The organism is Olsenella urininfantis, assembly GCF_900155635.1.
Taxonomy (GTDB): Bacteria; Actinomycetota; Coriobacteriia; order Coriobacteriales; family Atopobiaceae; genus Olsenella_G; species Olsenella_G urininfantis.
Map to the genome: position 1 here is coordinate 657,051 of NZ_LT732540.1, position 13,440 is coordinate 670,490.

Consider the following 13,440-nt stretch of genomic DNA (forward strand, 5'->3'; position numbering starts at 1 on the left):
TGGCGGGCGCACGGCGACACGAAAGGAAGGCGCAAGGGTGGCAAACGAGTACAAGAAGACGACCAACCTCCCGCAGACAGGCTTCCCCATGAGGGCAGGCCTCGCGCAGAACGAGCCCAAGAGGCTTGCGGAGTGGGAGGCCAACGACGTCTACGGCCTCATGATGAAGAAGAACGAGGGTCACGAGAAGTTCGTCCTCCACGACGGCCCCCCCTACGCCAACGGGCCCATCCACCTGGGGCACGCCCAGAACAAGATCTCGAAGGACATCATCAACCGCTATTGGTCCATGCGCGGGTACCAGACTCCCTACGTGCCCGGCTGGGACTGTCACGGCCAGCCCATTGAGCACAAGGTCGAGGAGATGCTCGGCACCGAGAAATTCAACCAGCTTCCCACCGAGAAGATCCGCGAGCTCTGCCGCAAGATGGCCGTCGAGCAGGTTGACACCCAGCGCCAGGGCTTCAAGCGCCTGGGCGTGCTGGCCGAGTGGGACAACCCCTACCTCACCTACGTGAACGACTACGACGCCACCGACGTGGAGATCTTCAAGGCCATCTTCGACAAGGGGGCCATCTATCGCGGCCGCAAGCCCGTGCACTGGTGCAGCCACTGCCACACGGCCCTCGCCGAGGCAGAGATCGAGTACGGCGACGAGGTCTCTCCCGCCATCTTCGTGCGCTTCGAGATGACCACAGTGCCCGCGGGCCTCGAGGCATTTGCCGGCAGGCTCTTCGTGGACATCTGGACCACCACCCCCTGGACCCTGCCCGCCGACGACGCGGTCATCTTGCATCCCGAGGCCAGCTACGTTGCCGTTCTGGTGGATGGCCGCGCAGAGATCATGGCGGAGGCCCTGCGGGAGAGGTGCTGCGAGAAGTTTGGCTACCAGGGCGTGGAGCTCGTGCGCGGCCAGGACGGCGAGCCTTGGCGCATGAATGGCGTCGAGCTTGCCCATAACCGTTACAAGCAGCCCATCTTCGGCGACCAGGGCGAGACGGGCGAGTTCATCTACGCGGACTACGTCACGCTGGACGACGGCACGGGCATCGTGCACAGCGCCCCCGGCCACGGCGTGGACGACTACCTCGCCGGCATGAGGTTCGGCATTCCCGTGGTCATGCCCGTGGACGATGACGGACGCTTCTACAAGGGCGAGGGCATGGGTACCGGTGGCCCCTGGGGCGGCATGGAGGTCAACGAGGCCAACCCCAAGATCATCGAGTGGCTCGACGGGCGCGGTGCCCTCATCCTGCACGAGGACATCAGCCACAGCTACCCTCACTGCTGGCGCTGCAAGAACCCGGTCATCTTCCGGGCCACCAGCCAGTGGTTCGTCTCCATGGACAAGACGGGCCTGCGCCAGCAGGCTCAGGAGGAGCTCTCTCGCGTGAGCTTCTATCCGGCGCACGCCGTCAAGCGCATCGGCTCCATGGTGGAGGGTCGCCCGGACTGGTGCATCTCTCGCCAGCGCAACTGGGGCGTGCCCATTCCGGCCTTCACCTGCCAGGACTGTGACGAGACGGTCATGAACGACGCCACGCTGGACAAGGTCATAGAGCTCTTCCGCGAGAGGGGCTCGGACGCCTGGTTCACGGACGATCCTGCCAGCTACCTGGGTGAGGCCTGCGTCTGCCCCAGCTGCGGAGGCCATCACCTCAGGCCCAACCCAGACATCCTGGACGTCTGGTGGGACTCCGGCGTGAGCCACACCGCCGTGTGCAAGCACCGAGAGAGCCTGCAGTTCCCAGCAGACATGTACCTCGAGGGCTCCGACCAGCACCGCGGCTGGTTCATGAGCTCGCTCATGACCTCCGTGGGCGCCTATGGCGTGGCTCCCTACAAGGCGGTCGTCTCCCAGGGATTCACCCTTGACGGCCAGGGTCGCAAGATGAGCAAGTCCCTGGGCAACGTCATCGACCCCAACAAGGAGTGCGACGCCCGTGGCGCCGACATCCTGCGCCTCTGGGTCGCCTCCGTGGACACCTCCACCGACGTGCCCTGCGACGACCAGATCCTCTCGCACGTGGGCGACGCCTACCGAAAGATCCGCAACACCTTCCGCTTCCTCCTGGGAGAGCTGGAGGGCCAGTTCGACCTCGCCCGTGACGGCCTGCCCACAGACGAGCTCCTGCCCTACGACAGGCTGGCGCTGGCGTGCATGTGCCAGGTGCACGACGAGGTGGCCAAGGCATACTCGGAGTACCGCTTCAACGTGGTCTACCGCACGCTGTACGACTACATCATCACCGAGCTCTCCAACGACTACCTCAACGCCACCAAGGACCGCACCTACTGCGACGGCAAGGACAGCCTCGCCCGCCGCAGCGCGCTCACCGTCTGGTCCCAGGTCCTCTCCATGCTGGTGCACGACTTCCAGCCCATCCTCGCCTACACCACCGACGAGGTCATGGCCTACCTGCCCGAGTCCCTGCGTGACGGCCAGAGGTACGCGGCCCTGCTGGACTGGTACGAGTCGCCCATGGCGGCCGAGGAGTACGAGGCCCTGCTCCCTGCCTACGCCGCCCTGGTGGAGGCCCGCGCATCCTACACCAAGGCCTACGATAGCGCCCTGGCAAGCGGCGTCGTGAGCGAGAAGACCACGCAGGCGACCAGGGCGGAGCTCATGCTGCCCGCCGAGTCGTTCGCGCTGCTGGCGGGGGAGGCCCCGATTAACCTTGCGGAGGCCTTCGTCTGCTCCGACGTCTGCGTCCACGAGGGCGACGCTCTCTCCTGCGAGGTGCTGCCCGCGAACGGCGAGAAGTGCCCGCGCTGCTGGAACTGGCGCGAGCTGGGCGCAGATGGCCTCTGCGAGCGTTGCCACGACGTCATGACCGGCCTGGGCTCAGAGGGCTAGGGCGGCGCCGTGGGAGACAGGACCGCATCCGAGCGCGGCATGCGCGAGCTGCTCTTCTGGCTTGTGGTGTGCACCTCCGTCCTGCTCGATCAGGCGACCAAGGCGGCCGTGCGCACGGTGGTGGGCCTGGGCGAGCGCCTCGTGCTCATACCGCACGTCATGGATCTCACGCACGTGGAGAATATCGGCGCGGCCTTCAGCATGGGGGAGGGCGCGGCGCCCCTCTTCGTGCTCATCGCCCTCCTCGTGCTGGTCCTGGCCTGTGTCCTGGTCTGGCGAGAGGACCTTCCCATGGCCCTGGTGGCGTCCGCCGCCTGCGTGGCGGGGGGCGGCATGGGCAACATGATCGACCGACTCTGGCAGGGGTCCGTCACGGATTTCCTCGCCACGAGCTTCATCAGCTTCCCCGTGTTCAACGTCGCGGACATCTTCGTGACACTGGGCATCGCGGTGAGCATCGTCCTCTGGTGGTCGTGGGACGGCCACCGAGAGGGCAAGCCGACACATTAGTCTCGAAGGGGTGGCGCCTGCGGGCGCCACCCTCGCCTGCTGGCGCGAGGGGAGGGGCCATGGCGCTGCTGCGTAACTTTCTGGTTGGGCCAGACACGGACGGGCTGCGCCTGGACAGCTTCCTGGCCCAGCAGGAGGGCCTGCCCTCTCGCTCCGCCTGCGCCCAGCTCATCGAGGGTGGGCGCGTGACCATAAACGGCACGCCGGCCAAGAGCAAGTCCGAGCGCGTCGTGCTGGGGGACCGTGTGGCGGCCAGCGTGCCCGAGCCAAAGCCCGCGCCCGGCCAGCTGCCGGCCAACCCGCACATCCCCCTGGACATACGCTTCGAGGACGAGCACCTCCTGGTCCTCTCCAAGCAGGCGGGCCTGGTCTGCCATCCCAGCCCGGGACACGTGGACGACACGCTGGCAAACGCCTTGGTCGCCCATTGCGGGTACGCCCACCTGGGCCTGCTCCAGGGGGAGGACCGCCCCGGGATAGTGCACCGCCTTGACATGGACACCTCGGGGCTCATGGTTGCGGCCAAGGACGACCAGACCCAGAAGGACCTTCAGGACCTCATCCGCCTGCGGGTGCTTGACCGCCGCTACATCACCCTGGTGCAGGGCTATGTGGCACCAGGCTCAGGAACCATCACCACGGGCATCGCGCGCTCGTCAAGGGACCGCCTGCGCATGGCGGTCTCAGACGACCCTCTCGCTCGTGAGGCAATAACCACCTTCACCACCCTGGAGCGCTTCGAGGCGGGCCGCAGGGACGAGGGCTACAGCCTCCTCGAGTGCCACCTCTACACCGGTCGCACCCACCAGATTCGCGTGCACATGCGCCATGTGGGACACCACCTGGTGGGCGACCAGCTCTACGGCCGTGGGGACGACCAGCGAAACCTCGGCCTCAAAAGGCAGTTCCTGCACTCCTGGCGCATTGCCTTCGACCATCCGCGGACGGGTGAGCATATAGTGCGCGCCGACAGGCTGCCGGACGATCTTCTCGGTATACTGGAGGAGTTGAAAGGCAGCTCGATGGGTCGTAGCGAGGTGGGGGAGCGCATCTGCCCCCAGCTTGGTATGGATGACCCCTCCTGATGCCTCCGTGCAAAGTGGGGGGTTGAGCTTTGGATCTTTCCAGGCTGGGCATCACGCCCATCGTTATCTTCAACGGCGTCATCTGGCTGTTCTTCACGTTGGCCTACTTCTACCAGCTGGTGTACATCGTGCGCGTGGCCCTGCGGGGCACGGTGGTCCTGCCCAAGGCAAAGAGGAACCACTCCTTTGCCTTCGTCATTGCCGCTCACAACGAAGAGCCCGTCATCGGCAACCTGGTGCGCTCGATCCTGAGCCAGAAGTACGATGGCGTGGTGGAGTGCTTCGTGGTGGCGGACGCCTGCACCGACGCAACCGCCGCCGAGGCCATGAAGGCGGGCGCCATCACCTGGGAGCGCAACGACCTTGCGCGCAAGGGCAAGAGCTGGGTGCTTGACTACGCCTTCGACCGCATCCTCAACGACTACGGCGACAAGTTCGAGGGCTTCTTCGTGATGGATGCGGATAACATCATCGCCCCAGACTACGTGGAGGTCATGAACCAGGCCTTCGACGCCGGTTACCTCGTCTGCACGAGCTATCGCAACTCCAAGAACTTCGACTCCAGCTGGATCAGCTCGGCCTACGCCCTGTGGTTCCTGCGCGAGGCCAAGTTCCTCAACAACGCCCGCATGATGTTGGGCACCAGCTGCGCCATCTCTGGCTCGGGCTGGCTTGTGGCCGCGAGCATCATCCGCGGAATGCACGGCTGGCGCTTCCACACCCTCACCGAGGACATCCAGTTCTCAACCTTCTGCTGTGCGCATGGCATACAGATCGGATACGCCCCGGCGGAGTTCTTCGACGAGCAGCCCCTTACCTTCAAGGCGTCCTGGATCCAGCGCATGCGTTGGACCAAGGGTTTCTACCAGGTGTTCTTCTCCTACTGCAGAAACCTTCTCACAGGGATCGGCAAGGGTCGCTTCTCTTCCTACGACATGCTCATGACGGTTGCCCCGGGCATGATCTTGACGCTGGTCTCCGCCTTCGTGAACGCCGCGTATCTGATCATCGGATACCTGAGCCACGGCTTCATTGCCACGGAGGGCGAGCTTGCCATGTGCGTGGGGTCCCTTATCATGACCTTCGCGTCCATGTACGTGGTGTTCTTCCTGCTGGCCGTCATCACCACCATCAGCGAGCGCAAGCACATACATGCCAAGAAGAAGTGGCGCATCTTCACCAACCTCTTCACCTTCCCGCTCTTCATGATGACCTACATTCCCATCACGGTTGCGGCGCTGTTCAAGAAGGTCGAGTGGGTGCCTACCAAGCACGACATCGCCGTCAACTTTGATGAGGTCATCGGCGAGGGTCCCAACAGCTAGGCCAATCTACGCGAGAGCCCCTGATACCATGCGCAGGGTGCGATCGCACATGGATGCCATGTTCACTGTCTGCGTCGTAGGCGACAAACTCGTATTTGGGATTCTCCGTGAACGCCGTGACGATGTCGGAGTCGGTTGGCCTCTGAGAGGCCATGAGGAACTCTCGCAGTGTCTTTGCCTCAGATGAACCCAAGGATTGTGACAGAAGATATACGCGCGTGCCCCGCTCGGCCCTCTCGATGGCTTCTTCAGGAATGTTTACTCCAGCTAGCCTGAGGTAGGACGGAGATGCGGCAAGGTACCAGAACGGCTCAGGCGCCAAGTTTGATTCTGTGGCCATGTAGGCGCGTATGGTTGTCGTTTCGACGTGGCTGGCATTTGAAAGGTAGACTCCTTCCCCATGCTCGTGCTTGGCATACCAGGCATACATCTCTTGGGACAGGCGCATCGGGTCGCCTTTGAAGCGCGCCCCCCAAAAGTGAAGTCCCTCACTACCGACCAGTTCTCATATTCGCTCCATGCCGTGCGCGTGCGGCCCAGCTCGGCATAGATATCAATGGGTTGATCGATGTATAGGCAACCGCCGAAGATTGCGGCAACGCACAGAAGATAAACGATGTCACTTGTGCCTGGAGTGCCCAGCGTGCTGAAGGTGTAGAGGATAGCCCTCGATTGCAGGAGTTCCTTGCTTCGGCTTATCGCTACAAAGCCTTCCTTGCCGGAGAGATCCTGAAGCGCAGAGGCAAATGTGTCTCTCTGGCTGTCGGTAAGCTGTGCGGTGTAGACCCTGGGTTGCTCTGACAATCATGAGTCAATCGAGCGCGCGAGAAGTACTTCCAAGATGCCCTTTGAGCATACGAGAGACGCAACGCGGAGGGAGATCAGGAGAAGTACGCCCATCAAGAAACGAAGCTTCTTCATGTGGCACCGCCATTGAAATGCTACTTACGGGTTAGCAAAAATCATCGGGTACATCGTCTTCTGGCATATCCTGGCGTGTGCCGCCTATCCCTCACAGTTCCAAATGGCGGTGCCTGTTGGGAAAAGGCTCATAAAATATGAGTACTCTTGTGCTATTTATTGCGCTAGGGGTATGAAAGCTCCTGCGAGAGGAGTCTATGAAGTCCCTTGTAGATGCTACAATTGACGCAACGTTATCGACACACTGGCCGCCACGGGGCGGCCAGTGGCATACCTAGAGACGGGAGAGAGCTGCATGGCAACGTTCTTTGAGGGAGAGTCCCACACCTTCTCTGAGTATCTTCTGGTTCCAGGGTACTCGTCACACAAGAACATCCCCGCAAACGTCTCCCTCGAGACGCCCCTCGTCAAGTTCAGGCGCGGCGAGGAGTCTTCCATCAAGCTGAACATCCCCATGGCGTCCGCCATCATGCAGGCCGTCTCCGGCCCTCGCCTGGCCATAGCCCTGGCCCAGCAGGGCGGCGTCTCCTTCATCTACGGCTCCCAGTCCGCAGAGGACGAGGCCCGCATGGTCAGGGAGGTCAAGACCTACAAGGCCGGGTTCGTGGTGTCCGACTCCACCCTCACCCCCGACATGACCCTCGATGACGTGCTGGAGCTGCGCGAGCGCACGGGCCACACCACCATGCCCGTCACCGAGGACGGCAGCCCCAACGGCAGGTTCTGCGGCATCGTGACCAGCCGCGACTATCGCATCTCGCGCGATGACCGCACCAAGAAGGTGAGCGAGTTCATGACTCCCGCCGCGGAGTGCGTCACCGCGGACGTCACCACCTCCCTCAAGGTATGCAACGACATCATCTGGGACAACAAGGTCAACACCCTGCCCATCGTGGACAAGGACGGCAACCTCTCCTCCCTGGTCTTCCGCAAGGACTACGACTCCCACAAGTCCCGCCCCGACGAGCTTCTCGACGAGCACAAGCGCTACATCGTGGGTGCCGGCATCAACACGCGTGACTACGCCACGCGCGTGCCCCTGCTCGTCGAGGCGGGCGCGGACGTGCTCTGCATCGACTCCTCCGAGGGCTACTCGGAGTGGCAGAAGCTTACGTTGGACTGGATCCGCGAGAACTACGGCGACTCCGTCAAGGTGGGCGCCGGCAACGTGGTTGACGCCGAGGGCTTCCGCTACCTGGCGGACTGCGGGGCGGACTTCGTCAAGGTGGGCATCGGCGGCGGCTCCATCTGCATCACCCGTGAGCAGAAGGGCATCGGCCGCGGCCAGGCGTCTGCCCTGATCGACGTCTGTCGCGCACGTGACGAGTACTTCGAGCAGACCGGCGTCTACGTGCCCGTCTGCTCCGACGGCGGCATCGTGTACGACTACCACATGACCCTTGCCCTTGCCATGGGCGCAGACTTCCTGATGCTGGGCCGCTACTTCGCCCGCTTCGACGAGTCTCCCACCCGCAGGCTCAACGTCAACGGCTCCTACGTGAAGGAGTACTGGGGCGAGGGCTCCGCACGTGCCCGCAACTGGGCCCGCTATGACCTGGGTGGCGAGAAGAAGGGCCTCTCCTTCGTGGAGGGCGTGGACTCCTACGTTCCCTATGCCGGACCTCTCAAGGACAATGTGGACAACTCGCTCACCAAGGTGCGCTCCACCATGTGCAACTGCGGCGCGCTGGACATCAAGGAGCTCCAGGAGAAGGCCAAGATCACCCTGGTGTCCGCCACCTCCCTGGTCGAGGGCGGCGCCCATGACGTCATGCTCAAGGACTCCAGCTCGGACGTGAACTTCCGCTCATAGAGCGCCCACGCGATTCCCTGGGATGCCTCGTTGAATGGGATGTTTTGGTGGAGTATAAATATCATTACCATCGCCTAATCTCTGTACGTATGAAAGGAGCCGATATGCTCAAAGGTCATCCCAGGTGGCTGAGCCCGGGGAGAAGGGCCCTCTCCTTCGCCCTCGCCCTCGCCCTTGCGCTTCAGTCTGTCCCCTTGTCTCCCGCCGTGGCCCGAGGGGCCGGCTCTGAGCCAACTGCCACCTCTGAGGGCGCTGCCCCTGCGCCTGGCGCTGACGAGACCGGAGCGGCCTCTGCCCCTGCCCCCGCGGAGGCGCCCTCGGCACCTGTGCTGGCGCCCGAGCTGAAGGCTCCTGCGGCAGACCCCACAGAGATCACCGAGCTCTGGGTTGACGGCACGGCTGGCTCCGACGAGAAGAGCGGCGCCAGCGAGGGCGAGGCGCTGAAGACCATCGCCAGGGCGCTCGAGCTCCAGAAGGCCAACGACAAGATTGTGACCATCAACATCAAGGGGACGTTCGACGCGGCTTCCTCCAAGGCGGCCATTCCTGCGGGCGTGACGCTGCTCGTTGCGGATGACGTCACCATGACCGGCGCTGGTGCCGCAGGCATCACGCTCCAGTCTGGCTCGGCGCTCCAGTGCAAGGCCGGCGCAACGCTCACCATGAGCGGCTTTGGCACCGCGCTCACCGTTGGCGACGGGGCGGTCGTGCGAGACGGAAGCTACGTGCTGGACGGCAACGCGATTGGATTTGCCGTACAGGGGAGCGGGCGCATCAGCGGCAGCTCCCGCGAGGCATTGAAGGTCTCCGCCCTGAACAGCAGTGGCGGGGCCTTCGCCTATGCGAGTGCCTCCCGCTTCAGCGGCTGCACCATCGACGTCCAGGCAAAGAACGAGGGCAGCGAGCAGTACGCAGCCCTTTACCTCACGGATGCGTCGCTCACCACGCGTGGCGTCTGGTACTACTTCAACCCAGGGGCAGGCGTCCACTTGGACCACGCCGATTTCTACGCATACAAGGCAACGGGATCCCCCGCTTACAAGCAGGTAATGGCAATACTCGCCGATTCCGATCTGAAGAATGGTTCCACACTGACGGGTGACGGGTCCCGAATCACGCTCTCCGCACATCTGACGGTCGATGACTCCAAGGTCGTCATCAAGAACAGTACGGTTGGTGGACTGAACATTAACTACAAACCTGCGGAAGCCGTGTTCAACAATTCGACCCTTGAGACCACCAACATGAGCTGGACCCCGTCCTATGGCACGGGGCAGTCTGATGGCCCCTGCCACCTGACCTTCAAGGGCAGCAGCGTCGTCAACACGGACGCGAAGGACAAGACTGCGGACGATGGTGGCGCAAACCGCAACACCGGTAGCACCTATGTCGTGACGGGTGGCTCGTTCCTCGTTGCGTATGACCCCAGCTTTAACCACGACGTCACGACTCCCACCAACGGCGCGGAGAATGGGGACGAGTGGCTGAGCCTGCTCACCCTTGCCGATTCGAGCACCATGGTGGTCAACCCCATCAACAAGAACGGCGTTCGCTACGAGTATCAGGTGGCCAATGCCTCCAAGGATGGGCTCAAGCACGTGTGGGTTCCTGCGGCCAAGGTGACCTTCAAGCTCAACAACTCCAACGCCAGCTTTGCCGATGGCAGCGTCGAGAGCAAGACCCAGAGCACCGTCCGCGGATACAGGCTTGGTTTTGTGACGGGCACGGCTGACCCTGGCACCCCCTCCGACTCCAAGGGCGTCGCCTTCCTGGGTTGGTTCTACAAGGATGCCTCGGGTCAGGAGCACGAGTTCAGCTTCGCGGACACGCAGTTTGACGCAGACACCGAGGTCTATGCCAAGTGGGACTCCAAGACGGTCATCTATCACAACGGCGCGGGTGCAGAGTTCATCGACTCCATCAGCGCCTCGTCTGATACCGCGCAGGTTCGTTCTTTTGATTCGATAGTTGCCGAGAAGTCTGACTTCAGCGTTGCGGGAAAGACCTTCGCCAACTGGTCCACTGCGCCTGACGGTAGCGGTAACAAGCCGGAGGCGGGGGATGTGCTCACGTTTGCCGCCGGTGTGACCCAGCTTGACCTCTACGCCCAGTACACCAACAACGAGTATCGAGTTGCCTTCTCCGCGAACGGCGGCAGCTTTGGAGATGACAGCGTCTTCAAGAAGAACCCCGAGGTGTTTGCCATAGAGAAGGACAAGAGCGGCGGCGAGGTTGCCGTCCTGAAGCAGAGGGCCACCTACGGCAAGAAGCTGCGGGAGCTGCTTGGTTCTGTGGACCACAACGGCATCGACCCAAAGAACGCCTCTGCAAGCAAGCTTGCCTCCTTGCTGTCGGATGCATACAACTGGTATTCCAGCCCCGACGGCACGGGCAAGCTGCGGTTCTCAGACTATAAGCGTTTTGGGATTTTTCCTGTCTCCGGCGAGGATCCCGCAATTAACGCCGACACCACCTACTACCTCAAGTGGAAGGACGACCCGGCCATCAAGACCATCTCGGCCGACGCAGTCCTTGATGCTGACATGTGGGGCGAGTCTCTCGATGTCACTAACCAGCTGATGTACAAGCGCGTGGGTCGGGAGTTCAGCCTGACAGGCGCCGTGGACACCGCCAAGATCAGGGAGCAGATGAAGGCCATAGAGGCCCAGTTCAACAAGTCCACCGACGAGGAGCTCGAGCAGATCGCCCTCTCTGACCTGAAGTCAAGCTTCACGGCTACCATCACGCTGCCTGCTGGTGTTGTTGTCCCCTCGAATCCCGTGGTAGACGTCAAGGGCCTGGGCAAGCTCTTCTCGGTGGAGTCCACCAAGGTGGAGGGCCAGAAGGTCACCATCGCCTTCAGGCTGGCAGACGGGATCACCAACTACAAGCAGCTCAAGGATGCCGTTGCATCCACTGGTCAGCCTGCGGACCGCTCCGTGAGCCCGCTTGACCTCTCAAGCTTCATCACCGCAACGGTGTCTGGCCTGAAGCTGGACGACAGCGTCCAGAACGACCAGAAGCTCACCGCCACCGGCGAGGTCAGCGGTAACTTCTTCGCCATCGCCAAGGACGATGCCTCAATCAAGCGCTTCAAGTTCAACTGGACGGCCGACCAGCTGGATGCCGCAGAGGACCCCGAGGGCAAGGCCATCCAGCAGACCATCGTAGCCGTAAGGCCCCTCGAGCTTACCCTTCCCGCTGACCTTGAGGCGGACGGCGATACCGAGCACGTTGCGGTTCGCGAAGCCTTCCTGGGCGACAGCCTGAACTTCACCGGGGTCGTGGATGTGTCTGGCATCAAGCGGCAGATGTCTCTCATCGAGCAGCAGTTTGGCAAGACAACGGATGAGGACTTCGAGAAGATCAGCCTCAGCGAGCTGAGCTCCAGCTTTACGGCCACATTCACGCTTCCTGAGGGAATGAGCTTCGGTACCATCCCCACCAAGGACAACGTGAAGCTCGAAGGCTTCGAGGACACCTTTGCCGTAGGCGACGTCACGGTCGATGGCAAGAAGCTCACGGTGAAGATGGGCCTCAAGGATGGCATCGAAAACTACAAGCAACTCAAGGATGCCGTCTCTTCCGTGTCGGACCAGATGCGCCTGACCGTTCCGGACGTCAAGGTTGACGATGACGGTCAGCCCGGAAAGCAGCTGACGGTCGTTGGCACCATTGAGGGCGGCTTCGACTCGAACGCCTCCTTTGAGGGTGGCACCAAGCGCGTGTTCTCCTTCGCCTGGAAGGGCGTGCAGACCGATGCGGGCCGAGATGCCATCCTCCGCGACGGAGACCCCTCCGTCCAGCTGACCATAAAGACCGTTGGCACCATGGACGCAGAGCTCCAGGGCGACATGCTCGTGGGTACCAACACGGAGCACGATAGCGTCATCAAGCAGGAGAAGGGCAGCAGCTTCGACCTTACGGGCGCTGTGAACGTCGCCTCGGTCAAGAGGCAGATGGAGGCCATCGAGGCCCTCTATCCTAGCGTCAGGCACGAGGACATCAGCCTGGACATCCGTGACTTCTCCTTCACCGCCAGCTTCACGGTCCCCGAGGGCATTGAGCTCCCGACCGACCTCGATGCCACCAAGGTGAGGGCCGAGGCCTTCGGCAACGGCTTCAAGGTGAGTGGCGTCAAGGTCGAGGGCAGGACCGTCACGGTGACCTTCGAGCTCGTCGACCCCGCCTCCATCGACACCTACGACAAGCTCGAGAAGGTGGTCGACGCCACCGGCGACGCGGGCGAGACGGATCCCAGCTGGATGAGGCTGACCATCCCCGGCCTGAAGGTTTCTGCCGAGGCCGAGGCGGGGAAGCAGCTCACCATCGTCGGTGACGTCCAGGGCAGCTTCATGTCCTATGCGCGCGTCCCAAGCGGCAAGAGCAAGGCCTTCTCGTTCGCCTGGACGGGCACGCAGTGGGCTGAGGGCAGAGACGCCGTGGCAACGGATGACGCCACCATCCAGCTCACCATCGAGCCCACCGAGAAGCCGGGCACCGACGGCGGCACGACCATCGTCACCACGGTCATCAGGAGGGTGAAGTCCAAGCTCCCCCAGACGAGCGACGACACCGTCTCCGCGCTGGTCCCTGCCGGAATAGCGGGCATCGCCGTCGCCCTCGTGGGGATTGCTGTCTTCCTGCGTCACAGGAACAGCAGATAGGCATTCGTCAGGCGGCGCTGTAAGAGCACATGTCTAGAAGGGCGGGGGCTCGACCAACTCTGGTCGAGCCCCCGCCCTTTCCCTTGCGTCATCCGATGCTTCCAACCCGAAGTCCAGGGGTGCGGGAGCAGGCCATCGCCGTGTACCCTGTCATCAAGTGACAGGGTACGGATGCCGAACGATGATGTTCCGGTAGTTTCGCGCCCCGGTATCCTGTCGCAAGGTGGCAGGATACCGGGGCATCTGCATATGAGAGCGGCCT

The 13,440-nt window shown here is 62.7% G+C and carries 6 protein-coding genes; all 6 read left to right on the forward strand.

Annotated elements, in window-relative coordinates; translation table 11 throughout:
* Positions 1-37 precede the first annotated feature (37 nt).
* The 6 genes from ileS (at position 38) to CZ375_RS02960 (ending at position 13,178) form a co-directional block, all read left to right on the forward strand.
* A complete protein-coding gene (ileS, locus tag CZ375_RS02935) occupies positions 38-2,857 on the forward strand; it encodes an isoleucine--tRNA ligase (RefSeq protein WP_077597814.1) in 2,820 nt (939 codons plus the stop codon).
* 9 nt (positions 2,858-2,866) lie between these two features.
* Positions 2,867-3,367 carry a signal peptidase II gene (lspA, locus tag CZ375_RS02940; protein WP_234966826.1) on the forward strand — a complete coding sequence of 167 codons (501 nt, stop codon included), beginning with the start codon at positions 2,867-2,869 and terminating at the stop codon, positions 3,365-3,367.
* 59 nt (positions 3,368-3,426) lie between these two features.
* Complete coding sequence (locus CZ375_RS02945; protein ID WP_077597815.1) at positions 3,427-4,452, forward strand: RluA family pseudouridine synthase; 1,026 nt, start codon at positions 3,427-3,429, stop codon at positions 4,450-4,452.
* 29 nt (positions 4,453-4,481) lie between these two features.
* On the forward strand, positions 4,482-5,777 hold the full coding sequence (locus CZ375_RS02950) for a glycosyltransferase family 2 protein (RefSeq protein WP_077597816.1): 1,296 nt from the start codon (positions 4,482-4,484) through the stop codon (positions 5,775-5,777).
* 1,216 nt (positions 5,778-6,993) lie between these two features.
* Positions 6,994-8,511 (forward strand): IMP dehydrogenase, encoded by a 1,518-nt coding sequence (locus CZ375_RS02955; RefSeq protein WP_077597817.1) that lies wholly within the window; start codon positions 6,994-6,996, stop codon positions 8,509-8,511.
* Positions 8,512-8,615: 104 nt separating this feature from the next.
* Positions 8,616-13,178, forward strand: coding sequence for a hypothetical protein (locus tag CZ375_RS02960; RefSeq protein WP_077597818.1), 4,563 nt, complete (start codon positions 8,616-8,618; stop codon positions 13,176-13,178).
* Positions 13,179-13,440 lie beyond the last annotated feature (262 nt).

What these genes read in the sequence shown, in the direction of transcription:
- CZ375_RS02945 (WP_077597815.1), top strand. Translation starts at nt 3,427, where the DNA reads ATGGCGCTGCTGCGTAACTTTCTGGTTGGGCCAGACACGGACGGGCTG.
- CZ375_RS02955 (WP_077597817.1), top strand. Translation starts at nt 6,994, where the DNA reads ATGGCAACGTTCTTTGAGGGAGAGTCCCACACCTTCTCTGAGTATCTT.
- CZ375_RS02960 (WP_077597818.1), top strand. Translation starts at nt 8,616, where the DNA reads ATGCTCAAAGGTCATCCCAGGTGGCTGAGCCCGGGGAGAAGGGCCCTC.